The sequence below is a fragment of the Deinococcus aquaedulcis genome (genome assembly GCF_019693445.1).
GTDB lineage: Bacteria > Deinococcota > Deinococci > Deinococcales > Deinococcaceae > Deinococcus > Deinococcus aquaedulcis.
Genome location: NZ_JAHRBL010000001.1, coordinates 514,280 through 537,990 on the forward strand (window position 1 = coordinate 514,280; position 23,711 = coordinate 537,990).

The window sequence follows — 23,711 nt, forward strand, 5'->3', positions numbered from 1 at the left end:
GGGCCAGGGCACATGCACGCGCCCTGGCCGCCTGGAAGGCGGATGGGGGAGGCGGTCAGGGTCCAGAGCGGTCCCCGGGCGGGGCGCCATTCACCACAGCGGCGTCGGCCCGCCCGTCACCGTCGCCGTCGGGGTCCGGCGGGCCGGCGCTGTCGTCGCTCACGGCTCCGGAGACAGCCCCCGCGCCGCTGCTGGCGCCACTCTCGTCCAGCGCCTCTATCTCGTGTTCGTCCTGCGCGTGTTCGTCCGGCGTTTTCGTCATGTGGCCGTTCCTCCCCGGCTTTTCACCTTAGAGAGCGCGGCGGTCTGCCTTCCTGCCGGGCCGCTGAAGGCCTGCCCGTGGCTTGTGTGGGGGCCCCGCTCCAGCGGCGTGAGGCTGCCTTGCCCAACTTCACATCTCGCCCCCTGGAGGCCCGCCTGACTCTGTTTTCACGTCTTCTGAAGCCTGCGGGCGCCGTTGCAGTTTTGTCAGAGGGCGCGCTCTAGGCTTTTTTCCATGACCACCCTGCCGCTGACTCCGCCCGCGCACGCCAGCCACGCGGCGGCGTTGCAGGCGGCGGTGACCCAACTGGAAGGCGTGATTCTGGGCAAGAGCACCCAGATCCGCCTCGCGCTGACCTGCCTGCTGGCGCGCGGACACCTGCTGATCGAAGACCAGCCCGGGGTGGGCAAGACCACGCTGGCCCAGGCGCTGGCCAGGACCTGCGGCCTGCACTTTCGCCGCGTGCAGTTCACGGCCGACCTGCTGCCCGCCGACCTCACGGGCGTGTCGGTATGGGACGCGCCCAGTGCGTCGTTCCGCTTTATCGAGGGCCCGGTGTTCAGTGAACTGCTGCTGGCCGACGAGATCAACCGCGCCACCCCCCGCACCCAGGGCGCGCTGCTGGAGGCGATGGAAGAGCGGCAGGTCTCCGAAGGCGGTGTGACCCGGCCTCTGCCGCAGCCCTTTTTTGTGATTGCCACCCAGAATCCGGCCGCGTTCGTGGGCACCAGCCCCCTGCCCGAAGCGCAGCTGGACCGCTTTCTGATGACCGTGACCCTGGGCTACCCCGACGTGCGCGCCGAGCGACTGCTGCTGGAAACCGGCGGGCGCAGCCTCTCGGTGCGCGACCTGCCTGCCGTGCTCAGCGCGCCCGTGCTGCTGGCCATGCAGGCCGAGGTGGACCGGGTGCACGCGGCGGCCCCGCTGCTGGACTATCTGCAGGTGCTGGCCCGCGCCACCCGTGAGCACCCCGCCCTGGCCGGCGGCCTGAGTCCACGCGGCCTGCTGGCGCTGCTGGCGGCGGCGAGAGGCTGGGCGTATTTGGCCGGGCGCAGCATGGTGCTGCCCGAGGACGTGCAGGCGGTCTTTGTGCCGCTGGCCGCCCACCGCCTGAGCCTGCGCGACCCCGCCACGCCGCTGCCGGGCCTGCTGGAACGGCTGCTGGCCGACACCCCCATTCCTTGAAAGGCCCCGTTGTGGCGGCGCCCCCCCTGACCCTGCGGCCCACGGGCTTCGGCGTGGCCTTTTTGCTGGTGATCCTGCTCACCCTGGTGGGCTGCGTGAACTACGGCCTGAGCCTGGGCTACGGCCTGACCTTTCTGCTGGGCGGCGTGTGGGTGATGACCGCCACCCAGGCCCTGCGCGCGGCGCGCGGCGCCGTGGTGACCCTGCGGCCGCCGCCCGGTGCGGTCGCCGGGGGCGAGGCCGCCGTTCAGGTGGTGCTCAGCGGCGGGGGCGACGGCGCCCTGGCCCTGACCCTGCGGGGCGGCCCGCGTCCGGTGGCGGGGACGTGGCCGCTGGTGGGGGGCCCGCTGGAGGCCACCCTGGCCCTGCCTGTGACGCACCGGGGCCCGCTGACCCTGACGGCCACGCCACAGGTGTATGACCGCCTGGGGCTGTGGCGGGTGCCGCTGCCCGCCCCCGAATCCCTCACCCTGCTGGTGCAGCCCGCGCCTGAGGTAGGCGCCCCGCCCGCCCCGGCGCGCACCCTGCCTGGCGAGGGCGAGGGCGCTGGCCGCACCCGGGGCGACGAGGACTTTGCGGGGCTGCGGCCCTACGCCCCCGGCGACTCGCCCCGGCAGGTGTCGTGGCGGCACGTGGCGCGCACCGGCGCCCTGCTGACCCGTGAAACCGACGCCCCACAGGGCCGCGCCCGCCTGCTGGACTGGGCCGACACGGCCGGGCCCCCGGAAGCCCGGCTCTCGCGCCTGAGCGCCTGGGTGACTGAACTGGGGCGCGCCGGGGTGCCATTTGCCCTGCACCTGCCCGGCGCGCAGCTGCCGGTAGGCCAGGGCGAGGCCCACGCGCTGGCCGCGCAGCGGACCCTGGCCCTGCACGCCCCGCTGCCCAGCCAGGACGCGGCCAAGGCTGCCCCCACTCCCGAAGCCCCCAACCCGGTTGCCCTGCGCGGTACGCTGCTGGCCCTGGCGGTCACCCTGGCCCCCACTGCCCTGCGCGCGCCGGTGTGGCTCAGCGCGGTGGTGGCGGCGCTGCTGGTGCACGCCCTGTGGCGCACCCACGCGGGGTCGGGTACGCCCCGGCCGCCCCTGCCCACCTGGCTATTGGGCCTGCTCGCGGTGGCGGGGGGCGCCGCGCTGAACGCCGTCTACGGCACCCTGCTGGGCCGCGACGCGGGCACGGCCTTTCTGGCGCTGCTGCTGGCCCTCAAGGTGGCCGAGAGCCGCAACCGCCGCGACGGCCAATTGCTGGTGCTGCTGGGCCTGTTTACCACCAGCACCCACTACTTCTTCAGCCAGGGGCCGCTGACGGCCGCGCACACGGTGCTGTCTTCGGCGCTGCTGCTGGCCGCCGCCCCCGCGTGGCGTGCGCCGGGGGCCGCGCAGGGCCGCTTTGGGCTGGACCGCCCCGCCCTGGGCCGCGCCGTGACCCTGCTGGGGCTGGCCGCGCCGCTGGCCCTGGCGCTGTTCGTGCTGTTCCCGCGTCCCGCCGCGCCGCTGTGGCAGCTGCCAGTGCAGGGGCAGGCGATCTCGGGCCTGTCGAGTGAGATTCGCGCCGGGGAATTCAGCAACCTCGCCCAGAGTGACGCGGTGGCGTTCCGCGCCGATTTTGACGGCGCCCCGCCGCCCCAGCAGGCCCTGTACTGGCGCGGCCCCGTCTACGAAGCCTACGACGGCCAGACGTGGCGGCAGGTGCGCGGCAGCCGGGTCAGCCCCAGCGTGGAGGCCACAGGCCCAGCTCAGCGCTACACCCTGACCCTGGAACCCAGCGGCACGCCGTGGCTGCTGGCACTGGACGCCCCCAGCCGCGTGCCGGACGGGGCCTTCGTGTCCACCGCTTTTCAGGCCGTGACCTTCCGCCCGGTGACCACCCGGCGCCGCCTGGACCTGGAAAGCCGCCCGGCGCTGCTGGGTCGCCAGGAGGACCCCGCACGGCTGAACTTCAACCTCTTCCTGCCGCAGGGCCAGAGCCCGCGCGCGGCGGCGTTGGGGCAGTCCTGGCAGAGCCTGCCCCCCGAAGGCCGGGTGCAGGCGGCCCTGAACTACCTGCGCCAGGGGGGCTTTACCTACACCCTCTCGCCGCCCACGCTGCCCGCCCAGGACCGCATTGACGCTTTCCTGTTCACCACCCGCACCGGCTTTTGCGAGCACTACGCCGGGGCCTTTGCCTTCCTGATGCGCGCCGCTGGCCTGAGTGCGCGGGTGGTGGGCGGCTACCAGGGCGGCGAACTGAACCCGCAGGGCGGCTACCTGATCGTGCGCCAGCGCGACGCCCATGCCTGGACCGAGGTGTGGCTGCCGGACCAGGGCTGGGTGCGGGTAGACCCCACCGCCGCCATTGCCCCGGCGCGCGTGCAGGCGGGGCTGCAAACCGCCCTGACCCGCCCGAATGCCACCGCGCCGCTGACCCCCAGCACCCTGGGCCGGCTGCGCCTGCGCCTGGACGCCCTGCAGAACCGCTGGAACGAACTGGTGGTGGACTACGACGGCGAGCGGCAAGCGGGGCTGCTGGCCCGCGCGGGCCTGGGTGGGGTGGGCCAGCCCGCCTACCTGCTGCTGCTGCCGGCGGTGGTGGCTCTGACCCTGCTGCCGGCTCTGGCCCTGCTGCGCCGCCGCGCCGCGCCCGTCGACCCGGCGGCCCGCGCCCTGCACGACCTGGGCGTGCGCCTGGGGGAACCGCGCGCCCCAGGTGAGACGGCCGCCGCCTACGTGGCGCGCCTCAGCGCCCAGGCCCCCGAACAGGCGGGCGCCCTGCAGGACGTGCTGCGCGCCTACCACGCCGCGCGCTACGCCCCAGGTGACCCCGCACGCGCCCTGGCCGATCTGCGCGCCGCCACGCGCCGGGTGCGCCGCCTGGGCCGGGGGCGGGCTCACCGTTAAGTGGCTGGCTGTTGATCCTTAGAGCAGTTGACATCAAGATAATGCTGGTTCTTGAGTAGCTCCTTAGCACGAAGACTTCCGGTGCTAAGCAGTTACCTCCTATTTATAACTCTTATTATTTCTTCTCCAATCCTTTGGAGAGGCATATCTTCATAATCCAACGCAAAATCGTTTTTGGTTGCCTCGTATATTGGAGCAATGGATAAGCAGTTGCCTATCTCTCCTAACGCTTCAAGAATTTGCACTTTTTTAAACGTTTCCTTTTCTAAAAGAAGTATTTCCTCTAAAAATCTCCTTGAGAAATCACTATCGTGCTCACGAAGAGTGAGAATAATCTGTATTTTAGAAAAATTCCCCTCACTATTATATTGATCTCTTAGGAATCTAACCCTATCAATTTTCTCCGAAGAGAGAATTTCCTCAAGAATTTGCAGCTTGTTGATAGTATCCGTTTCGGATTCAAGCGATTCTAGTAGTGTTTTCATTTGAACACTCAACGCGAGAAGTTAGGCATAAGGATATTGCCACGCAAGACACTCACGAGACCGTGCAAAACATTCGCCCCCTGCTTGTGAAGGGTGGCCGTATAGCTCCGAACACGGCAGAAGTTCATACTCCCCTTCGCTGAACGAAACCCACCAGAGACTTTGCGTTTCACACAGGCCATCTGAATGGCCCGCTCTGCCTGATTATTGTCAAACGGCACTTGTTGGTCATCGAGGAAACGCAGGATCGCTTCACGATGCCGCTGGCACCGCAGCGCCAGGTTGCGCCCCCGGGTCTGTTTCACCCGACCCCGTTGCCCAGGGACTGAGTCTGTTGCTGGATTCACGTCTAACCCCGCTTGGACCAACCTGTCGAATTGGTCCAGGAACGCAGCTTTTCCCTCGGAGGTCAGCGTCCCTGCTTTGTGCTCGTGATAGACGCGCTGCATGGCGCTGCGGAGTTCTCCTGCCCAGAGCTGTCCATGTTCCTCAGCCAGGTGCCGCCATTCCCTCAACAGATGGGCCTTGCATAAGGCATGCTGTACAGGCAACTGGAAATAGGTGCTCCAAGCGTCATGAACGACGGTGCTCTGAAAGCGGGGAAGGACATTCATGTCCTTCAGAGCCGCGTGCCCTCGTTGCTCGTGATGTGCGTACAACGTGAGCTGCTTGCAGCTCACCACATGCATCCAGGCCAGCTTCCCGTTCACCTTGCTGCCGGTTTCATCTGCGTGCAGGACAGGTTGTTTCAACAGCGCGGTTTTAAGCTCGGTCTCAAAAGTGGTCAGACGCCCTACGGCCACATTGAGGCTCAGGGCAATGGTGCCGTCACTGATTGTTGCTCCACAGACGGCTTCCAGAATGGTTGCCGTGCGTTTGAGCGGAACGAAGTGCACCGCATTCAGGTACACCGCCAATCCGTGGATGCGTGGACCGTACTGCACCCGACCAGGCACGTGAGCTGGAAACGAAGCCTGCTCGCGGTGATGACACGTCGGACACACCTTGACCTGGGCGCGGTACTCCACCGCCTGCAGCCGGATCTCAGGCAGGTCCAAAACCTGCCGCGCCAGTTCATCGGTGACTGTGACCGTGTCCCAGGCCTGACCACACCCACAATGCCCAGTGACAGGAAGCGTGATGAGCTGGTCAGGGTGCTCGGTCATCTTCAGCGTCTTGCCTTTGTGACTAGGTTGAGCGCCAGAAGACCGGCTGGTCTTCTGGCGCTCACTCTTCGGCGTCCAAGGCTTATCCTGGCTCGGAGGTTGGTGCGAGGTCGTGCTATTCAGGCCGAGATGCGCCTTGATGTCCTGAAGTTCAGCGAGCACGGTGGCCAGCTGAGCTTCCAACTTTTTGCAATTCGGGCAGGCGTCGTTCGAGATGCCACTACTCTACCTGTTGACCTAAGTCCAGGCCCCCTGCTGAGCAGTCACGTTCTTGACCCTCCGCCCTCATGGGGCTCAAAGAGCTGCGCCGCAGAGAGGGCCTCGCGCCGCGAGGGGTGAGGGGGTTCTTTGGTCAACCGCTCTAGATCAACCGGGCGGACTGGGACAGCGGCGCCGCAGAGCGAGGAGCGAAAAAAGTGCCTTGCACCGGGAATGGACACGTTTCTGCGCTCTTCCGAAACGTTGGAATGGGAGGGGCGAGGCACTTGGCGGCGCGCTCCTCCCGTAGCATGGGGCCGTGAACGTGCAGAGAATTGCCCTGACTTTCATTGCCGGGTGTTCCGCCGCCCTGATCGCGTATGGGGCCGCCTTTGTGCGCGGCGACCTGGGCGGCGTGTTCGCCTATCTGCGGGCGCGCGGGGCCCTGAAGCGCCTGCGCGAGAGCGGTACCGAGGCGCAGGTGGCCGAAGCCCAGCGCCAGTTGCACGCCCTGGGCTTGCAAGTGGGCGACCCCGCCCTGGCCGCAACCCTGATTCCGCTGGCCCTGCTGCTGGGCGCCGGGGTGGCCTTTTTGGTGTGGCGCAGCTTTGGCCGCCGCCTGGACACGGCGCCCCGACTGGACGTGCAGGAGCGCATGGTTTACCGCTTCGCGCACCGCAAGGGCGGGCGTTTTACCCTGGACGACCTGCGCGTGGGCAGCCCCCTGACCGACGAACAGGCCCAGACCGTCACCGCGCGCATGCTGGACCTGGGCCGCCTCGTGCGCGAGGGCGACGCCTTCCGCCTTGCCTGACTTGCCTGAGATGACCCCGGACCTGCTGGCCGCCCTGCTGGACGACGCCAACCACAGCCCCGCCCACAGCGTGCGCGCGGCCCTGGCACGGGTGGACGGCCAGCCACACCCGCGCGTCGCGGCGCTGACCGCCCACCTGCGCGCGGTGAAGCATGAAACCTGGGTGGCGGTCACGGCGGCAGCTGGGCAGGCACCCCCCCCGGACGACGCGGGCTTGACCCGCCTGATGGCCTGGGAAGTCACGGCCGCCCGCGCCCTGCCCCCAGGGGCCCTGGCCCTGCCTCTGGGGTCCACCGGCCCCACCGTGCAGGACGCCCTGCTGGCCCTGGTCCGGCATACCGTCTGGCACGCTGGACAGATTGCGGCGCTGGCCCGGCGTCCCCTGCTGGTCTAACCGTGCCCCAGGACCGCCCGTTTCTGACCGACCCCAGCCCGGACGGTGTGGCCCCAGCTGGCGCCGTGCCGGCCGCGCTGTTCGATCTGGCCGTCAACCGCGCCTGGGCCGCGCTGCGGGGCCTGCGCCCGGCCCAGCCCGGCGCCGCGCTGGCCGCGTGGCATGCCCGCACCCGTTTTGCCCGCCGCGTGCCCCTGGCCGCAGTGGAGGCCGCGCTGGCCGCCCGCCCTGCAGAGGGCGAATGGCACTGGGCCGGCGGCGAACAGGGCGCGTGGGTACCGGGCCGCGCACCGTTTCCATAACGGGTGGGTCAGTTGATGCGGGCAGGGCGAGCGTCCTTCCCCGTGATTGAGGCTCAGTGCTCTGCGGTGCAGAGGCTGAAACCTGGGGCGTAGGGCAGCAGCGGAGAATGGGGGAGAGGTGCGTCAAAGAAGGCTGTTCTGAGAGCGAACCCCAGAGCCACCTCCGGTTTTGCCTTTAACAGCGCTGGGGTGAACGAGGGGAGACAGGGGACAGATGCAGGGCAGATGTTTTGCCCCGGGGTGGCCTGGGCCGCCGCTCTGACTGGGGCGGGACGGACCACTCCCGGACCTGCACGCCACCTCTGCCCGTCGCCCTTTCTGGATCAGCTGTTCCCGTTTAAGCTTTCCAGTGCCACCCGCACTGCCCGCGTGATCTCGGCGTCGGGCAGGTAGGGGAGTGGGGGGCGGTCCTCGGGCCACGCCAGGGCCACGGCCGGGTTGGCGGGCACATGCATAAAGGCGCAGGGCACCCCGGCGCGCCCACCCTGCGCCAGATGGTGCAGCGCGCGGTACAGCACGAAATTGCACACGTACAGCCCCGCCGTGTTGCTGATGTGCCCCGGCAGGCCCGCCGCCCGCCACGCCGCCAGGGTGGCGCGCAGCGGCCACGTGCTCAGGTAGGCTGCAGGCGCGCCGGCGGGGCCGGCCGGCTGGTCGCGGTAGGTCTGCCCGGCGTTGTCGGGAATGGCGAAGTCCATGACGTTCACGGCCACCCGTTCCAGCGTCACCTGGGGGCGCCCGGCCGCCAGCCCGGTCAGCAGCACAGCGCCGGGCTGCGTGCGGTCCAGCGCTTCGGTCAGTTGCTGGGCCGCGGCGTGCGGCTCCACGGGCAACAGGGCCGATTCAATCTGCCAGTCGCCCACCTGCAGGCCGTGCAGCGCCCGCGCCGCGTTCGCGCTGGGGTTGTCCGGGTGGGTGTGAAAGGGCTCGAAGCCGGTGAGCAGCGCGGTGGGCATGGCCCGAGGATAGAGGCCCGGTGACAGGAAAGGTGGTGGGCGACGCAACGGTCAACCAGTGCCCAGTCAGCCTCGCGGCGCGTCAAGGGCATGGTACGTTGACGGCACTTCTCCAAGGACCACTCATGTTCAAACGCCTCTAACCCTCACGCTCCACAACGGCACTCCACGTGTTGGGGTGCAGGTTGTGTTGTTCGTGAGGGACGGCGGAGGGGAAAACTGTTCCCCTTTGTGCAGACCGTCTTCCCTCGCTTTCTTGCCTTTTCATGATGTCGAGGGAGGCCCGCATGAGCGAGTCCTTATCCACCATTTCAAGCACCTGCCATTTGCTTCTTCCCCACCCCCATCAGGCCGCCCTGCTGTTCGTGCCTGACCAGGGGGCCTGGGCCCTGCCGGCCGTGACGCCCACCGATCCGCATTTCGGGGTGGTTGCCCACCTGAATCAGGCTGTCCAGCGGGCCTTCGGCCTGGACGCCGTCACCCTTCGTTCGCTGGGGGATGACTGGCGGCCCGGCGCTGAGGTCATCAACAGCGTGTACGAGTTGGAGAACCTGACCCCGGACGCCCGGCTCCCGGCCGGGTGCCGCTGGGTGACACAGGACGAGATCGCGGGCCTTTCACTCGCGGCGCCGCAGCACCGCCCCTATCTGGACCACTGGTTCAGGGAGCAGCGAGCTGGGCGTCCGAATATTCGTCGTCCCTGGGCGCGGCCCGGCTGGTTTCAGGCTGTCAGAACCTACATCGAAGAGCAGGCCAGGATGCAGGGCCTCAGCCTGACTGGTCCGGTCCGGCAACTTCGCAACTGGGAGCGGTCCACGCTGTTGGAGGTGCCGACGCAGCAAGGGCGGCTGTACTACAAAGCGGCGCCTGCGCCGTTGGCGCAGGAGGGGCCGCTCCTGTGCTGGCTGGCAGAGCGGTTTCCAGGCGAAGTGCCGCAGGTGATGGCCCTGGACGAGGCCAGGGGTGGCTTTCTGATGCAGGATCTGCAGGCCGTTCCCCTCCATGAGACCCAGGATCTGGCACGGTATGAACAGGCTGCGCGCCGCTACGGCGAGATGCAGCGGGCACTCGTGGGCCAGGGGCCAGACCTTCCCCACGCCTCCTGCATGGCGCTGGCTGATCAGGTGGACTGGCTGCTGAACGCGTTGCCTGAACGGTCACTCCCGCTGGGGCCTCACGATCTGGAACGGCTGCAGGCCGTTGCCCCACAGCTCAAAGCCCTCTGTGCCCAGTTGGCGGCCTGTGGCGTACCAGACACGCTGGAGCATGGCGATTTCTGGCCCACCAATGTGGCGGTTCGGCGGGAGGAGGTGGTGTTCTTCGATTTTTCAGACACCACGATCACCCACCCGTTTTTCAGTCTGCGGCTGTTTCTGGCAGAGCTTGAGACGTTTCTGCCCGCCCAGCCAACGGCGCGTGACTCTATTGTCGAGGCTTACCTCTCGGCCTGGGTGGGGGTCACCACACCAGCGCGGCTTCGCCGGGCTTACGAACTCTCGCGGCCTGTGGCTGCGCTGCACGCGGCCCTTCTGTATGTCGGCCGTCTGCTTCCCGCCATAGAAGCGCAGTGGGAAATGGAAAACATGGCGGTGTGGGCGCTGCATGACCTCTTGCATGAAGCAGAGGCCACCATGCTGTAAAGGGCTGAAGCCGAATCTGGGGGGCACATTTTTCCCGAACGTGCAAGGCGCCCCCTGGGCTACTCCTCTTCCGAGCAGAAAGGCCCTCCACGGCTTCTGGCCGGCCTTTTAACGGGGCCTCGGTGTACTAAGCGACAGGTGCCCTGCGCTGGGTCATAACGGGCCCGGCAGCAGGGTACGCTGGGCACATGAACCATGTCCTGGCTCTTGTTCTGCTGGCTCTGGTGCCCTCGGCGCTGGCCGCGCCGGTCACGCAATACGCCATCCTGAAGGCGGCGAAAGTGCAGGCCGGCCTGATGACCATGACCCTGGATTACATCGAGGTGTTTTACGACTCGCCAGAGGACGCCGCCCGCGCGGTGGAACTGGGATACTACCCGAATGCCCGCGCGTTTCGGGCGGCTATACCGCCCAGTGGCGTGCTGGCCCGCAACGTGAATCCGCAACTGCGCACCCTGAAAACCGATCCCCGCACGGTCTTCGAGCTCGCCTGCCCCGAAAAGCCCGGCGTCGAGTCCTCGGACATCGTGCCCAGGCCGGTGCCGCTCATACGCTTCGTCGCGTCGTGGAAGGGCAACCCGGCCGCCTGCTGGCCTTTTGCGGGCGGGGTCGTGCGCCTGCGCCTGGACGGCGCGCGCGTGCTGAAGGTCAGTCAGGTGTACTTCCCCTGATCATTCCCCGCCCCTGACCGTCCCCTGCGCCGCAGTTGCCCGCGCCAGGGCAGGGCTATGCTGCCCCCATGCCGGAACTGCCGGAAGTGGAAACCACCCGCCGCAAGATCGAGCCGCTGCTTTCGGGCCGTACGATTCTGGAGGTCGTGCACGACGCCCCGCACCGCTACCGCGACACCCACCGGGCCGCCGGGCGCCGCATCGCTGGCCTCAGCCGCCGGGGCAAGTACCTGCTGCTGCACCTCGCCGAGCAGAGCGCGGCCCAGGACGAGGCCCACGACCTCGAACTGCTGGTGCACCTGGGCATGACCGGGGGCTTTCGCCTGGAGCAGGGCCAGCACACCCGCGTGACCCTGCGCACCGACGGCGGCGACCTGTATTTCGATGACCCGCGCCGCTTCGGCAAGATGGCGGTGGTGCCAGCTGGGGAATACGCGGGGCACCCCACCCTGCTGGCGATGGGCCCCGAACCTCTCTCCGACGACTTCCGCGAAGAGGCCTTTGCCCGGTTGGCGGCGACGTGTGGTCCGGTGAAACCCTGGTTGCTCTCACAGAAACCCGTGAGCGGTGTGGGCAACATCTACGCCGACGAGAGCCTGTGGGCCGCGCAGCTGCACCCCGCCCAGACCCGCCTGACCCGCGAGGAAGCCGGGCGCCTGTACCACGCGGTGCGCGAGGTGATGGGCCATGCGGTGGCGGCGGGCGGCAGCAGCCTGGGCGACGGGGTGGGCAATTACCGCCAGCACGACGGCCAGAGCGGCGGCTACCAGACCCAGCACCACGCCTACGGCCGGGCCGGGCAGCCGTGCGAGCGCTGCGGCGCGCCCATCGAAAAGATCGTGCTGGGTGGGCGGGGCACCCATTTCTGCCCGGTCTGCCAGCCGCTGCACCCCCGCGCCCGCCAGGAGACCCCATGACCGACCTAACCGGGCTACGGCTGTCCTACACGCGCGCCGAACTGCGCCGTACGGCCCTGCACGCCAACCCCCTGCAGCAGTTCCAGGCGTGGCTGCAAGAAGCCCTGGAGGCCGGGCTGCGTGAGCCCTACGCCCTGAGCCTCGCCACCGCCGACGCCAAGGGGCGCCCCAGTGTGCGCACCGTGCTGTTGCGCGGGGCTGGGGAAGAGGGCCTGACCTTCTACACCAATTTCGAGTCGCACAAGGGCCGCGACCTGGGGGCCAACCCGCAGGCTGAACTGCTGTTTCACTGGGCCGAGCACGAGCGGCAGGTGCGCGCTTACGGTCCCGTCACCCGCGTGCCAGACGACGAAGCCGACGCCTACTTTCACGCCCGCCCCCGCGAAAGTCAGCTGGCCGCCCACGCCAGCGACCCGCAGAGTGCGCCCATTGCCAGCCGCGAGGCGCTGGAGGCCGCCTTTGCTAACCTGCATGCCCGCTACCCCGGCGAGACCCCAGTGCCCCGCCCAGCCTTCTGGGGTGGTTTCCGGGTGCAGGTGCAGGAGTGGGAGTTCTGGCAGGGCCGCGCCAACCGCCTGCACGACCGCTTCAGGTACACCCGGGCAGGCGGCGACTGGCGGATCACCCGCCTGATGCCCTGAGTGGGTGGACAGCGCCTTCGATCCGACTTCTGGAAACGTTCGTGACGCGAGTTGGCCGTTTGGACAGCAAGGCCTCGCGGGGAGAAACAGCTCTGGTGTGTCGGGCCGTGGACCTGAGGGCGGCCACAGGAGAGCAACCTCCTGAACGGTTCAGAGATGGGCGGCTGTCTGAGCGATGGTGCGGCCAGGCTTTAAGCGAAGCCAGCAGGTCATAAGAAAAACGTTCTCTGGGACGTGCGTTTCCCTTCGGCTTTTGCCCTGCCTTCCCTGGCAAAAGGGGAGGAGAGCGCTGGGTTCACCCTGTTGCCCCAGCTGACGTGCTGTAACTCTCCGCGCCTTGCTGAAGGGCGCCGTAAATCGGCACGGGGCCAGCTCCCAGCCGGGGTAGCATGGGCCCATGCCGCTGCATGTGGTCGAATCCAGCGTCCGCGCCCGCACGGGGCAGCCGGAAGACGGCGCCGACCTGCTGGTGATTACGCCCCACCACGTGGCGGTGGTGGCGGGCCTGAGTTTTGGGGCCACCACCGGGGGCGCGCGGCCCCACGACCAGCCCCCGGGCCGGTTTGCCGCCAGTGCGGGCGCCGCCGCCCTGCGCGACCTGCCCCCCACTGCCGACCTGCGCGACGCCGCTGACCGCTTCACCCGCACCCTGGACCAGGCGGTGGGCCGCGTGAGCGGCGGGGCCGGGCGCCTGCAGGTGGCCTACGCGGTGGCGGCCGTCAGCCACGCCCGGCGCGAGGTCTGGCAGATTGGCGCCGTGGGCGCCCAGTGGGACGGCGGCACCGGCCCCCAGGCCAGCCACGGGCTGCCCAGCCTGCTGCCCTCGCTGGCGGCGGCGGCCCAGGCGCGGGCGGTCTTTCTGCACGCCCTTCTGGCGCGCGGCGACGCCCACCACACCCCGGCCGCCCTGCGCCACGACGACCCGGCCCAGCCCATCCTTGCCCCGCTGCTGGCCGCGCACGCCGCGCTGGCAAACACCACCGGCCCCTTTGGCTACGGCCTGGTGGACGGCCGCGCCATCCCCGACGAGCACCTGCGCGTCTCGGTGCTGCCCCCTGGCCCGCGCGAGGTCTGTCTGGCCAGCGGCGGCTATCCAGCGGTGCTGCCCACCCTGGCCGCCGCCGAGCGCCACCTCGACGACTTGCTGGCCGCCGACCCGCTGCTGATCACGCGCTTTCCCTACGTGCGGCCCCATCGCCCCGGGCAGGACGGCTACGCCGACCGGGCCTACGTGCGCGTGCGCGTCTGGTAAAGGGGGAGGCTGGGGCTGCCCCTCACGCGGGAACACCCTGTTTGTGGGCTACAGCGCCGTTGCCTGGGGCCCAGGCGGGCCATGCTGGCGCGCATGAGTAACCTCTATACCGCCCAGGCTGTCGCCACCGGGGGCCGCGCTGGCACCGTGCGCAGCGAAGATGGCCGCCTGAACCTGAACCTCAGCGTCCCCGCAGGGCTTGGCGGGGACGACGGCCCCGGCACCAACCCCGAGCAGCTGTTTGCTGCGGGCTACGCCGCCTGCTTTCTGGGCGCCCTGGGGGTGGCCGCCCGGCGCCAGAAGCTGGACCTGGACCCCGCCAGCACCGTCAGCGCCCAGGTGGGCCTGCGCCGCGAGGGCCTGAGCTTTGCGCTGGACGTGGAACTCGAAGGCCACTTTCCCGGCCTCAGCCCCGAGCAGGCCCAGGCCCTGATGCACGCCGCCCACGAGGTCTGCCCCTACAGCGTGGCGACCAAAGGGAACGTGGACGTGCGCCTCACCGTGCGCTGAGGCGAGAAGCAAAGCGGTTTCTGCCGCTGGTGGCAGATCCGGGGTGAGCACGCGGCGAAAGAGCGTGGCTCACCCTTCTCTGTCACCCATGCCTGGGCTGTGCGTAAGGAGCTGCTATGTGTCGCGACTGGACGTAGGTGGTCGAAGGCAGCCAGAAATCTGTCCGGGACTTTAGGCCAGAGAGGCCCAAGGGGAGCTGAATCCGGCTGCCAGCCGCTCTCACTTCCGAAAGAGGCCGTGAACTGTGAAGGCATGGCGTCGACCGAAGGGACGCGCAGAGCGGTGCAGCAGAGCAGGAGAAGCAACGGGTTGCTGTGAATTGCGCCGGAGCTGCGCCGAGGGCGGGGAAGGCCAGGTCTGTTCTGGATGGTCCAGGCATGGTCGGCCCTGCATCCAAGCTTGGCCTGGGCCGTATTCCCGGTTGGGCGAGCTGGCCTCCGGTCTTTCCTTCAGCCGCGTGGGTCCAGGCTGGTGTCGCTGAACTCCTCACCCAGGAGGTTCTGGCGCTCTTCGGGGGTCAGGGCCACCATCACCTGCCGCAGCACGACGTCCACGGCCTGCTCGGCGCTTTCGTCCAGCGTCAGGCCGTCCAGCAGTGGCACGCCCTGAGCGCGGGCCAGGGCTTCGAGTTCATCTTGCATGGCGCGAATTTCATCGAAATAGGCCATGTAGCGGTGCAGGGGGCGGCTGGCGGCGGTCTCGGCGTCGCGGCTTTCAAAGTGGCGGCGGTGCTCGGCCGGGTCGGGCAGGGTGACCAGCATGGGGACCATCAGCGCGCCCTGGAACGCCTCGGCGCGCAGGTAGCCGGGAACCAGATGCACACCCTCCAGCACCAAGCTGCTGCCCTCCTGCACACTGCGTTCCACCACAGCGCTCAGGCCCACGCTGACCTGCCCCACCTGATCGCGGAAGCCCGCCAGCAGCGCCTCGCGGGTGGGGCGCTCGGGGCGCTCGGCGCCGGGGGGCAGCAGGGCTTCCCAGGCATTGAAGGTGCTGGCGTGTAGGGTCGGCACCAGGGCCGGGGAGACCATCGCCCGCATCACCTCGCGGATGGAATCGGTGCTCACCACGCGCGCAATGCCCAGGCGGTAGGCAATCTCGGCGGCCAGGAAGCTCTTGCCCGTGCCCGACACACCGCCCAGCAGCACAATCACCGGGCGGGGCGGGCGGCGAATCACCCGCAGCAGGCGGTAGCGGGCGCTCACGTCCGGGCCCACCTCGTCACGCAGCAGGGCTTCCACCTTGGCCTGAATGGCCTGCCGGGTCACCACCCGGTCCTCGCGCCCGCGCAGGTCACGCTGGGTTACCCGCGCCACCTTGCGCGCCACGTCCGGGGTCACGCCCGCCGCCAGCATGGACTGCACCAGAATCCCCTTGGAAAAAGGGCCGGGCACGGTGCTGCCCTCGCCAATCACGCCCAGTTTGCCCCGGTTGTGGCGCAGGTAGCGGTAGGTCAGGCGCAGGTGTTCGCCGTAGCGCTGGGCGAGGGCGTCTTCGGTGAGGTTATCAATCTCCTCGGCGCTCAGGCGGCGCACGCCCCGCTGGCGCAGCCGCACGTCGACCACGCTGGCGGTGGCGTAGGCGTCCTTGCTGGACAGCCCGGTGTCTTCCAGCGTGCGCGCCAGCACGCCCCGGCTGAAGGGCAACTCGCCTTTCTTGGCCGTCACCAGAATGTCGGCAAAGGCGGGGGTCTGCGCCTCGGCGGCCCGGGCTACCTCTGGGCCCAGCACGTCGCGGGCCACCTCCACCATCAGGGCCTGCAACTCGGCCGGGCTGACCACCGTGCGCCGCGCCAGGCGCAGCTGCTGCTCTATGCGGCGGGCAGCGGCGGCGGCCTGGGCGCCCTCGGCCCCGGCGTTCACCAGTGACTCCACCAGCAGGCCCCGGCTGAACGGAAAGGCGTGGCGCGCGGTGCCAATCCGCAGTTCGGGCTGGGTCACGGCGAAGGAATGGGGGAGAGGGGCGCGGAGCGGTTCACCCGGGCAGTCTACTCCCCTGGTCCGGCGCCGCCGAAGGCCCAGGGCACGGTGTGGCCGGGGGCCGTGCAGAACGGCGCGGCTTGGGGTGTGTGTGCCCCAAGCCGCGCCTTGACTGTACCCGGGCCTCGCCCGGTGCCCACTGGCCTCAGCTCCGCCCCTCGCGCTTGATCGCGCCTTCCAGCAGCAGCCCCAGGGCCAGGCGCATTTCTTCGCGCAGCGGGCGCTCGGTGCCGTAGGCGCTCCAGCGCAGCGCCACCATCAGGTAGGTATCGGCAATCAGGTTGCTGATGCGCTGCAGGCTGAGGTCGGTGCGCATCTGCCCGGCGTGGTGCATGGGCCGCAGAATCAGCTCAATGACCTTGCTTAGCGGCAGCGCCTGGTACGCGGTGCGGGCGCGCTCGGGGTTGGGGTTCATGACCTCGTAGGCCAGCGGCGGAAACAGGTCGCGCTCGCGGGTGTTTTCCTCGGCCAGCCGGTCCCAGACCTCGTACAGCACCGTCAGGGGCGGGGTGCCCTCGTGCAGCCGGGCCTCGGCGTGGTCACGCAGGCGGTTCATCACCTCGCTGCCGTAGTCCAGCAGCACCGCTTCCTTGTAGGGGTAATAGTTGAAGAAGGTGCCGCGCGAAACGTTGCTGGCGCGCGCAATATCGGTTGCGGTGGTGGTCTGGAACCCGCCGCGTTTGAACAGGTCAATGGCAACCGAATAGATGCGGGCGCGGCGGCGCTCCTTCTGGCGTTCGCGCAGCGAGGTGGAATCCATGATTCCCCAAGGTATAGCGTGCCGGGTTCAAAATTGCACCCTGTTCAAACAGGTTCCGGGAAAGGGCGCGCCATAGGGCTCTGGTACGCTGTGCCTCATATGACCGTGATTCTGGGCATCGACATTGGTGGCAGTGGCATCAAGGGCGCGCCCGTGGATACGGCCACGGGACAGTTGGTGGCCGAGCGCCGCCGCATCCCCACCCCCGAAGGCGCCGCGCCAGACGACGTCAAAGCGGTGGTGGCCGAACTGGTGGGCCACTTTGGCTTGCCCGGGCCCGTGGGCGTGACCTTCCCCGGCATCGTGCAGCGCGGCCATACCCTGTCGGCGGCCAACGTGCACAAAGACTGGATTGGCCTGAACGCCGACGCCCTGTTCACCGAGGCCACCGGCCACGACGTCTTTCTGATCAACGACGCCGACGCCGCCGGGCTGGCCGAGGCGCGTTTTGGGGCCGGGGTGGGCCAGAGCGGCACCGTGCTGGTGCTGACCTTCGGCACCGGCATTGGCAGCGCCCTGATCCATGACGGTGTGCTGGTGCCCAACACCGAACTGGGCCACCTGTGGCTGCGCGACAAGCACGCCGAAACCTGGGCTTCTGACCGCGCCCGCGAGCGCGACGACCTGAACTGGAAGCAGTGGAGCAAGCGCGCCTGCACCTACCTGCAGCACCTGGAACTGCTGTTCAGCCCCGAACTGTTCATTATTGGCGGCGGCATCAGCAAAAAAGCCGAGAAATGGCAGCCGCACCTGAACCTGGAGCGCAGCCGCGTGGTGCCGGCGCAACTGCAGAACGAAGCCGGGATCGTGGGCGCCGCCATGATGGCTGCCGGGCACCTGCCCCCGGCCCCGGCCAAGCCCAGCCGCAGTGCCAAAAAAGTTTAGACTGAAGCTCAAATGTTCTCCTAGGAACTTTTCGCGCGCCGCAGGCGTACAGGGGGTCGTATGGGATTCTTGAAACGAATGATGGCAGCAGTCGGCGTGGGCGGAGCAAAAGTGGACGCCCAGGTCAATAACTCCACCGTGCGCATTGGCGAGAGCGTCAACGGCGTGATCGTGGTGCAGGGCGGCTCGGTGGATCAGCGCATTGAGCGCATCAACCTGGGGCTGGCCACCATGTACAAGGCCGACGACACCTACGTGCACCACCAGCTGAGCAAGGTGCCGGTGATTCCGGGGTTCGACCTGCGCGCCGGAGAGCGCCGCGAGTTCCCCTTCAGCATTCCGGTGGCCCCCGGCACCCCGCTGACCCTGAGCGGCACCCGGGTCTGGCTGGCCACCGACGCCGACATTGCGGGCGCCGCCGATCCCGGCGACCAGGACAACCTGCAGGTGCTGCCCAGCCGTGAGATGGAGGTGCTGTTCAAGGGCGCGCAGAAGCTGGGCTTCCAGATTTCGGGCAGTGAGGTGGAATACCACCACGGCCGCATTGCCCAGGAAATCAGCTTCCGCCCCCCCCGTGGGCAGTACAAGATCGAGGAAATCGAGATGATGATTTTCCCGCAGGCGGGCGGCCTGGACGTGATTCTGGAGGTGGACCGCCGCGCCACCGGCATGGCCAGCATGTTCGCCACCGAAATTGAGCGCAAGGGCAACTGGCACCTGAGCAGCCAGACCCTGAATGCTGGGGTGGACGCTGTGGCCCGCGAGCTGGAGAAGAAGATTCGCAGCCTGATGTAAGCAGCCCAGGACGAGCGGGACGGTGCCTTATATGCGCACCGTCCCGCTCGTCCTGGGAAATGGTCGGTCTGGTGGCCTCGCCGCTGCACCGGGCGCCGTGCCCCTGAACACTGCTGGCGCAGCAGGGCCCTGGCCGCGTGGTGTCGTACCCTGGCTCCATGCGCCCCGACGCTCTGACCCTGGTGGAAATGGCGGACCTGCTGGACGCGGCGTACCGCGCCCAGCGCGACGACGACGCCCAGGGCCCCATTCCCGAGACCCGCGCGGCCCTGGCCGATTACCTGGGCTGCCACCCGGAAACCCGCGCCGCTGTCTGGTCCATCTGGAAAACCCAGCTGGACGCGGCTGGCGAGGACGCCGCCGCCGCCGAATACTGGCTGGATGCCGAGTTCACCGAACCCTGCCCGGAGCAGCGCCTGGACGGGCCACCGGTGTAGGCGGGCGTTCCAGCTTCGCGGTCGCCTACCCCTGGAGGGGTGCCCCGTCGCGCTGTGGCCAGCTTTTCTGCTGTGAACGGTAACCCTGTCGGGGGAGCAGGAGAGTTCAGGCCCCAAACACCTCACTCATTTATTTTTTCTTTATCTTGAGATCGTCTGCCCGAAGACCAGGGCCGCCGAGAAGGGATGAAGGAAGATGACGGAACACGAGCAGCTGGTGGAGCGCTTCAGGGCACTGGGCATAGACCCAACCACGCCCGGCTTTCTTCGGGACCAAGCGTTCCTGGCAGCGGCCGCGCACGATCCTTTTCTGCCCGAGGCGTATGCCCGTCTGGTGCTGAGCCGCGCGTCCTCTCCTGCCGAGTGCGTGCGGGCACGCCGCCTGGTGCTGCAGACCGCCCGGCTGGTTCATGCCCGGCTGCTGGAGGATGGTCGTCTGGGCCACTGCCTGCCCACCGCGCAGGTGATCAGCAGGTTGCTTGATGCGCAGGGCGTCTGGAATGTCGTGGTCAACGGAGCTCTGGGCATCACGCTGCCCTATACCCGGCTGAGTCTGCCTGCCATTGCCGACCTGCAAGGCCGCACCGTCACAGGGCACGCCTGGGTTGTGGCGCCGCCCTTTCTGGTGGTGGACGTCAGTGTGCAGCGTCAGCCCTGGGATGACCACCTGACCCTGCTGCCCCAGGTGGTCCTGAGTGAGCATCTTGAACCCGCCCATGTGTATGCCGATACGCTGCTGCGCGCGGAGGCCCACGCGGCCCTGGAGGCGGCGCTGGGCCGCTCCCCCACCGTGGCCGATGTCCAGGCGCGCGTGCCCTGGCTGACCAAGGCGTTGCGCCGCCTCCCCACAGGCGCGGTGCTGTTCGGCGAGGTTCGGCTGGATTATGTGCCGCTGACAGTGCCCTCTGAGTTGGAGGCGGGCCACCTGACGTTGGCCGGGCAACCGTGGCAGGCGTTGTCTCAGCAACTCGCGGGCTGATTATGGCCGGTCAGGCGGGGATGCCACCAAGTGCCTCGCCCCTCCCATTCCAACATTTCAGAAAAGCGCAGAAACGTTTCCATTCTCGGGGCGAGGCACTTTTTTCGCTTCTCGCTCTGCGACGCAGCTGTTCCAGCCCGCTCGGTTGATCTAAAGAGCAACAGCGAGCGACTTAGAAACTGAGGAACGGTCCCGGGCGTTTACCTCCCCAGGCAGCCCGATAGAGCAGCGGCGGCTTCCTGAGGACAAACGGAAAGCCGTGTAGGGCTGGACTCTCCATGGTCTGGCATCAGGTGTTGTCCTGACGGGTCTCCGCCCCCTCTTCGCCGCCCAGGTGGTCCTGTAGATCAGGGCTCGAAATGCTGCCCCTGTTGCCCGTGATGAGGCCTTGGGCGGGGGCAGGAGCGCGGCCCCACGTTTTACCAAAGGTCAAACCCCGCCCTGGCTACAGCCAGAACGGGGCCCGGTACAGCGGGGTTTACTTCACCACGATATTGATGATTCGCCCCGGCACGTAGATCTCTTTTACCACCGTCTTGCCCTCGATAAAGCGGGCCACGTCGGCATTGGCCTTGGCGGCGCCCAGGGCTTCCTCGGCGGTGGCGGTCTTAGAAATGGTGACCTCGCCGCGTACCTTGCCGCTCACCTGCACGCCCAGGGTCACGCTGTCGCGGGTGGCGGCCTGTTCGTCCACAGCGGGCCAGCTCTGGGTGTGCACGCTGCCCCCCCCGCCACGCTCGGTCCAGATCTCCTCGGCGATGTGGGGCACGATGGGCGCCAGCATCAGGTTGAAAATGTGCAGGGCCTCGTCCCAGGCGGGGGTGCCATATACCGGCGCGCGCTTGGCCTTGACCAGGGTGTTCGTCAGTTCCATTAGCGCGGCCACGATGGTGTTGAAGCTCAGGCGGTCAAAGTCGGCCCCTACCTTCTTCAGGGTGCTGTGAACCGCGTAACGCAACTCGGCGTCGGTGACTTTCTCGGCGGGGCCCACGGGGCTCTCCTCGAAGTACAGGTTCCACACGCGCCCCAGCCATTTGGCCGGTCCGTTGATGCCCTGCGGGTCCCAGGGGCCGCCCAGTTCCCACGGCGCGATAAACAGCAGGTAGGTGCGCACGGTGTCGGTGCCGTACTCGCGCACCAGGTCGTCGGGGTCCACCACGTTGCCCCGGCTCTTGCTCATCTTCTCGCCGTCCTCGCCCAGAATCATGCCCTGGTTGCGCAGCCACGCAAACGGCTCGGATTGCGTGGTCAGCCCCATGTCGCGCATCACCTTGGTCCAGAAGCGGCTGTACAGCAGGTGCAGAATCGCGTGCTCAATGCCGCCCGTGTACAGGTCCACCGGCAGCATCCCTGCCTTGGCGGGGTCGAAGGGGTGCGCCTCATCCTTCGGGCTCAGGTAGCGGTACATGTACCATGACGAATCCACGAAGGTGTCCATGGTGTCGGTGTCGCGCTCGGCCTCGCCGCCGCAGATGGGGCAGGTCGCGCGCAGCCACTCGGTGTTCAGCTTCAGCGGGCTCTGACCGGTGGGCGTGAATTCCACGTTGTCCGGCAGGCGCACGGGCAGCTCCTCGGCGGGAACGGGCTGCGCGCCGTGCTCCGGGCAGTACACTATGGGAATGGGCGTGCCCCAGTAACGCTGGCGGCTGACCAGCCAGTCGCGCAGGCGGTAGGTCGTCTTGGCCTTTGCCACGCCGCGTGCTTCCAGCTGCTCGACGATCACCGCAATGCTGGCCTTGCCGCCGGGCATGCCGTCAAACTCGCCGGAATTCACGATCTGGCCCTCGCCCACGTAGGGCTCGGCCGCGTCGTCGGCCATCGCCTCGCCGCCTTCGGGGCGGATGACTTCCCTGATTTCCAGGCCGAACTTCTTCGCAAAGGCGAAGTCACGCTCGTCGTGCGCGGGCACGGCCATGATCGAGCCGGTGCCATACGTGACCAGCACGTAATCCGCCACCCAGATCGGCAGCTGATGGCCAGTGATGGGGTGCGTGGCGAACGAGCCGGTGAACACGCCGGTCTTCTCACCCTCCTGTTGGCGCTCCACGTCAGTCTTGCGGCCAGCAGCGGCCACGTACGCCTCCACGGCCCCGCGCTGCTCGTCGGTGGTCAGGGCCGGGACCTTGGCGTGCTCGGGGGCCAGCACCATGAAGGTGGCGCCCATCAGGGTGTCGGGGCGGGTGGTGAACACGGTCTCGGGGCCGGCCGGGGTGTCAAAGGTCACTTCCGCGCCCACCGATTTGCCGATCCAGTTGGTCTGCATCAGGCGGACTTTTTCCGGCATGTCTGTCTGGGCAAAGTCCAGCAGTTCGTCGGCGTAATCGGTGATTTTCAGGTACCACTGGCTCAGGTTGCGCTTTTCCACCGGGGTGCCGCAGCGTTCGCAGGCGCCGTTCACCACCTGTTCGTTGGCCAGCACGGTCTGGTCCTTGGGGCACCAGTTCACCAGGCCGCCTTTCTTGTAGGCCAGGCCGCGCTTGAAGAACTCGGTGAAGAACCACTGGTTCCAGCGGTAATACTCCGGGTCGCAGGTGGCGAAGGCGCGGCTCCAGTCAATCATGGTGCCCATGCGCTGGAACTGCCCGGTCATGTACTCGATGTTGCGGTAGGTCCAGCCCGCCGGGTCCACGTTATTCTTGATCGCCGCGTTCTCGGCGGGCAGACCGAAGGCGTCAAAACCCATGGGAAACAGCACGTTGTGCCCGCGCATCCGCATCCAGCGGGCCCGCGCGTCCGGCGCCACATTGGCGTACCAGTGCCCGATGTGCAGGTTGCCGCTGGGGTAGGGGAACATGGTCAGCGCATAGAACTTCTCGCCCGGCGCGTCCTCGTTGAAGGTGTACAGGCCTGCCTTCGCCCAGGTGTCCTGCCACTTGCCCTCAATGGCGTGTGGGTTGTAGCGCTCCATGCGCGGTTCCTGAATGTTGATGCTGGATTCGTTCGTCTGGGTCATGGCATGGCTCCTTCGGAGGTTGAACGGAAGAGGGTTGATCGTTGCTGAAGGGGGCGCATGGTGTTGTGCATCAACTTTCCACCATCACCCCTCAACAAAAAAAGCGCCCCGGCACGCAACCGGGGACGCTCGAACATAGCGGTTGGGCTAGTCGAGGCGTCCCCGGGTGGTAAGCGCAGAGCGGATCATGGCGCGCATTGTACCGCATGGGTGCGGTGGCCGCGCTAGCGAACTGGCGTACCGCCCACATGGACCAGGGTGCCCGCGCCCCGGTGCTCAGCGATATACAACACGCGCTCGCGGCCTCGGGTCAGCACCACCTCGAACTGAATGCCGTCGTCGGGGCGGGTGGTCAGGCGGGAAAAGCCAGCGTCTTCCAGGCGCTTCAGCACCGCTTCGGGCTGCCAGTCGGAGAACAGATACTGCTCAAGGCGGGTCTGCCCAGCGCGGATCTCGGCCCGCACGGTGCGCGATTCGGGGCAGGTGGGGGTGGCCCCGGCGGGCAGGGGCGAGAGCCCCCACACCTGCCCGGGCCGCTCAAAGCAGTACAGGGCCCCGCGCCAGCGTGCGCCGCTCTGCCACCACGCGGCGGTCCCCAGCAGCACGGCCAGCAGGGCAACGGACAGCACAACCAGGGGGCGCTTCATGGCCCGCAGG

23 protein-coding genes are annotated in these 23,711 nt (G+C 68.1%); 15 read left to right on the forward strand and 8 right to left on the reverse strand.

Annotated elements, in window-relative coordinates:
• Positions 1-55: 55 nt before the first annotated feature.
• Positions 56-262, reverse strand: coding sequence for a hypothetical protein (locus KMW22_RS02410; protein ID WP_221088399.1), 207 nt, complete (start codon positions 260-262; stop codon positions 56-58).
• A gap of 234 nt (positions 263-496) precedes the next feature.
• Here KMW22_RS02410 and KMW22_RS02415 point away from each other — a divergent pair, with 234 nt between their 5' ends.
• Positions 497-1,447: an AAA family ATPase gene (locus KMW22_RS02415; protein WP_221088400.1), complete on the forward strand. Its 951-nt coding sequence runs from the start codon at positions 497-499 to the stop codon at positions 1,445-1,447.
• On the forward strand, positions 1,444-4,320 hold the full coding sequence (locus KMW22_RS02420) for a transglutaminaseTgpA domain-containing protein (protein ID WP_235692424.1): 2,877 nt from the start codon (positions 1,444-1,446) through the stop codon (positions 4,318-4,320). The genes KMW22_RS02415 and KMW22_RS02420 overlap by 4 nt, the downstream gene beginning before the upstream one ends.
• Before the next feature lie 92 nt (positions 4,321-4,412).
• Here KMW22_RS02420 and KMW22_RS02425 read toward each other — a convergent pair whose 3' ends face one another.
• A complete protein-coding gene (locus tag KMW22_RS02425) occupies positions 4,413-4,805 on the reverse strand; it encodes a hypothetical protein (protein ID WP_221088401.1) in 393 nt (130 codons plus the stop codon).
• 8 nt (positions 4,806-4,813) lie between these two features.
• A complete protein-coding gene (gene tnpC / locus KMW22_RS02430) occupies positions 4,814-6,187 on the reverse strand; it encodes an IS66 family transposase (RefSeq protein WP_221088542.1) in 1,374 nt (457 codons plus the stop codon).
• A 301-nt stretch (positions 6,188-6,488) separates the two neighbouring features.
• Between tnpC and KMW22_RS02435 the strand changes: the two genes are divergently transcribed.
• From KMW22_RS02435 to KMW22_RS02445, 3 genes are read left to right on the forward strand one after another with little or no spacing between them, the layout of a single operon-like run.
• Positions 6,489-6,983: a hypothetical protein gene (locus KMW22_RS02435; protein ID WP_221088402.1), complete on the forward strand. Its 495-nt coding sequence runs from the start codon at positions 6,489-6,491 to the stop codon at positions 6,981-6,983.
• On the forward strand, positions 6,976-7,377 hold the full coding sequence (locus KMW22_RS02440; protein ID WP_235692426.1) for a hypothetical protein: 402 nt from the start codon (positions 6,976-6,978) through the stop codon (positions 7,375-7,377). The genes KMW22_RS02435 and KMW22_RS02440 overlap by 8 nt, the downstream gene beginning before the upstream one ends.
• 2 nt (positions 7,378-7,379) lie before the next feature.
• Positions 7,380-7,679, forward strand: coding sequence for a hypothetical protein (locus KMW22_RS02445; RefSeq protein ID WP_221088403.1), 300 nt, complete (start codon positions 7,380-7,382; stop codon positions 7,677-7,679).
• Positions 7,680-8,002: 323 nt separating this feature from the next.
• Here the strand turns inward: KMW22_RS02445 and KMW22_RS02450 are convergent, their stop codons facing one another.
• Positions 8,003-8,635, reverse strand: a complete 633-nt coding sequence (locus tag KMW22_RS02450; RefSeq protein ID WP_221088404.1) for a pyroglutamyl-peptidase I — start codon at positions 8,633-8,635, stop codon at positions 8,003-8,005.
• A gap of 287 nt (positions 8,636-8,922) precedes the next feature.
• On the opposite strand from KMW22_RS02450, the gene KMW22_RS02455 reads away from it, so the two are divergent.
• From KMW22_RS02455 to KMW22_RS02480, 6 genes are all read left to right on the forward strand, one after another.
• Complete coding sequence (locus KMW22_RS02455; RefSeq protein WP_221088405.1) at positions 8,923-10,275, forward strand: phosphotransferase; 1,353 nt, start codon at positions 8,923-8,925, stop codon at positions 10,273-10,275.
• Between the two features lie 188 nt (positions 10,276-10,463).
• Positions 10,464-10,946, forward strand: coding sequence for a hypothetical protein (locus tag KMW22_RS02460; protein ID WP_221088406.1), 483 nt, complete (start codon positions 10,464-10,466; stop codon positions 10,944-10,946).
• Positions 10,947-11,014: 68 nt separating this feature from the next.
• Positions 11,015-11,863, forward strand: coding sequence for a DNA-formamidopyrimidine glycosylase (locus tag KMW22_RS02465; RefSeq protein ID WP_221088407.1), 849 nt, complete (start codon positions 11,015-11,017; stop codon positions 11,861-11,863).
• Positions 11,860-12,504, forward strand: coding sequence for a pyridoxamine 5'-phosphate oxidase (gene pdxH / locus KMW22_RS02470; RefSeq protein WP_221088408.1), 645 nt, complete (start codon positions 11,860-11,862; stop codon positions 12,502-12,504). Before KMW22_RS02465 ends, pdxH begins: the two co-directional genes overlap by 4 nt.
• Positions 12,505-12,901: 397 nt before the next feature.
• A complete protein-coding gene (locus KMW22_RS02475; protein ID WP_221088409.1) occupies positions 12,902-13,756 on the forward strand; it encodes a hypothetical protein in 855 nt (284 codons plus the stop codon).
• 93 nt (positions 13,757-13,849) lie between these two features.
• Positions 13,850-14,266: an organic hydroperoxide resistance protein gene (locus tag KMW22_RS02480; RefSeq protein ID WP_221088410.1), complete on the forward strand. Its 417-nt coding sequence runs from the start codon at positions 13,850-13,852 to the stop codon at positions 14,264-14,266.
• 449 nt (positions 14,267-14,715) lie between these two features.
• Here the strand turns inward: KMW22_RS02480 and KMW22_RS02485 are convergent, their stop codons facing one another.
• A complete protein-coding gene (locus KMW22_RS02485; protein WP_221088411.1) occupies positions 14,716-16,206 on the reverse strand; it encodes an ATP cone domain-containing protein in 1,491 nt (496 codons plus the stop codon).
• Positions 16,207-16,390: 184 nt separating this feature from the next.
• Positions 16,391-17,005 carry a TetR/AcrR family transcriptional regulator gene (locus tag KMW22_RS02490; protein WP_221088412.1) on the reverse strand — a complete coding sequence of 205 codons (615 nt, stop codon included), beginning with the start codon at positions 17,003-17,005 and terminating at the stop codon, positions 16,391-16,393.
• A 99-nt stretch (positions 17,006-17,104) separates the two neighbouring features.
• Here KMW22_RS02490 and ppgK point away from each other — a divergent pair, with 99 nt between their 5' ends.
• The 4 genes from ppgK (at position 17,105) to KMW22_RS02510 (ending at position 20,101) form a co-directional block, all read left to right on the forward strand.
• Positions 17,105-17,890, forward strand: a complete 786-nt coding sequence (gene ppgK / locus KMW22_RS02495; protein WP_221088413.1) for a polyphosphate--glucose phosphotransferase — start codon at positions 17,105-17,107, stop codon at positions 17,888-17,890.
• Positions 17,891-17,968: 78 nt separating this feature from the next.
• Positions 17,969-18,685 (forward strand): sporulation protein, encoded by a 717-nt coding sequence (locus KMW22_RS02500; RefSeq protein WP_235692516.1) that lies wholly within the window; start codon positions 17,969-17,971, stop codon positions 18,683-18,685.
• 158 nt (positions 18,686-18,843) lie between these two features.
• On the forward strand, positions 18,844-19,122 hold the full coding sequence (locus tag KMW22_RS02505) for a hypothetical protein (RefSeq protein ID WP_221088415.1): 279 nt from the start codon (positions 18,844-18,846) through the stop codon (positions 19,120-19,122).
• Between the two features lie 196 nt (positions 19,123-19,318).
• Complete coding sequence (locus tag KMW22_RS02510; protein ID WP_221088416.1) at positions 19,319-20,101, forward strand: hypothetical protein; 783 nt, start codon at positions 19,319-19,321, stop codon at positions 20,099-20,101.
• 478 nt (positions 20,102-20,579) lie between these two features.
• On the opposite strand, the gene leuS is transcribed toward KMW22_RS02510, so the two are convergent.
• Both leuS and KMW22_RS19530 read right to left on the reverse strand, forming a co-directional pair.
• Positions 20,580-23,054, reverse strand: a complete 2,475-nt coding sequence (gene leuS / locus KMW22_RS02515) for a leucine--tRNA ligase (protein ID WP_221088417.1) — start codon at positions 23,052-23,054, stop codon at positions 20,580-20,582.
• Between the two features lie 224 nt (positions 23,055-23,278).
• Positions 23,279-23,701 (reverse strand): hypothetical protein, encoded by a 423-nt coding sequence (locus KMW22_RS19530; RefSeq protein WP_221088418.1) that lies wholly within the window; start codon positions 23,699-23,701, stop codon positions 23,279-23,281.
• Positions 23,702-23,711 lie beyond the last annotated feature (10 nt).

Excerpts from the sequence above, each read along its gene's own strand:
- KMW22_RS02410 (WP_221088399.1), bottom strand. The coding sequence starts at position 262 with ATGACGAAAACGCCGGACGAACACGCGCAGGACGAACACGAGATAGAG.
- KMW22_RS02415 (WP_221088400.1), top strand. The coding sequence starts at position 497 with ATGACCACCCTGCCGCTGACTCCGCCCGCGCACGCCAGCCACGCGGCG.
- KMW22_RS02425 (WP_221088401.1), bottom strand. The coding sequence starts at position 4,805 with ATGAAAACACTACTAGAATCGCTTGAATCCGAAACGGATACTATCAAC.
- KMW22_RS02450 (WP_221088404.1), bottom strand. The coding sequence starts at position 8,635 with ATGCCCACCGCGCTGCTCACCGGCTTCGAGCCCTTTCACACCCACCCG.
- KMW22_RS02455 (WP_221088405.1), top strand. The coding sequence starts at position 8,923 with ATGAGCGAGTCCTTATCCACCATTTCAAGCACCTGCCATTTGCTTCTT.
- KMW22_RS02460 (WP_221088406.1), top strand. The coding sequence starts at position 10,464 with ATGAACCATGTCCTGGCTCTTGTTCTGCTGGCTCTGGTGCCCTCGGCG.
- KMW22_RS02465 (WP_221088407.1), top strand. The coding sequence starts at position 11,015 with ATGCCGGAACTGCCGGAAGTGGAAACCACCCGCCGCAAGATCGAGCCG.
- pdxH (WP_221088408.1), top strand. The coding sequence starts at position 11,860 with ATGACCGACCTAACCGGGCTACGGCTGTCCTACACGCGCGCCGAACTG.
- KMW22_RS02475 (WP_221088409.1), top strand. The coding sequence starts at position 12,902 with ATGCCGCTGCATGTGGTCGAATCCAGCGTCCGCGCCCGCACGGGGCAG.
- KMW22_RS02480 (WP_221088410.1), top strand. The coding sequence starts at position 13,850 with ATGAGTAACCTCTATACCGCCCAGGCTGTCGCCACCGGGGGCCGCGCT.
- KMW22_RS02490 (WP_221088412.1), bottom strand. The coding sequence starts at position 17,005 with ATGGATTCCACCTCGCTGCGCGAACGCCAGAAGGAGCGCCGCCGCGCC.
- ppgK (WP_221088413.1), top strand. The coding sequence starts at position 17,105 with ATGACCGTGATTCTGGGCATCGACATTGGTGGCAGTGGCATCAAGGGC.
- KMW22_RS02500 (WP_235692516.1), top strand. The coding sequence starts at position 17,969 with ATGATGGCAGCAGTCGGCGTGGGCGGAGCAAAAGTGGACGCCCAGGTC.
- KMW22_RS02505 (WP_221088415.1), top strand. The coding sequence starts at position 18,844 with ATGCGCCCCGACGCTCTGACCCTGGTGGAAATGGCGGACCTGCTGGAC.
- KMW22_RS02510 (WP_221088416.1), top strand. The coding sequence starts at position 19,319 with ATGACGGAACACGAGCAGCTGGTGGAGCGCTTCAGGGCACTGGGCATA.
- leuS (WP_221088417.1), bottom strand. The coding sequence starts at position 23,054 with ATGACCCAGACGAACGAATCCAGCATCAACATTCAGGAACCGCGCATG.
- KMW22_RS19530 (WP_221088418.1), bottom strand. The coding sequence starts at position 23,701 with ATGAAGCGCCCCCTGGTTGTGCTGTCCGTTGCCCTGCTGGCCGTGCTG.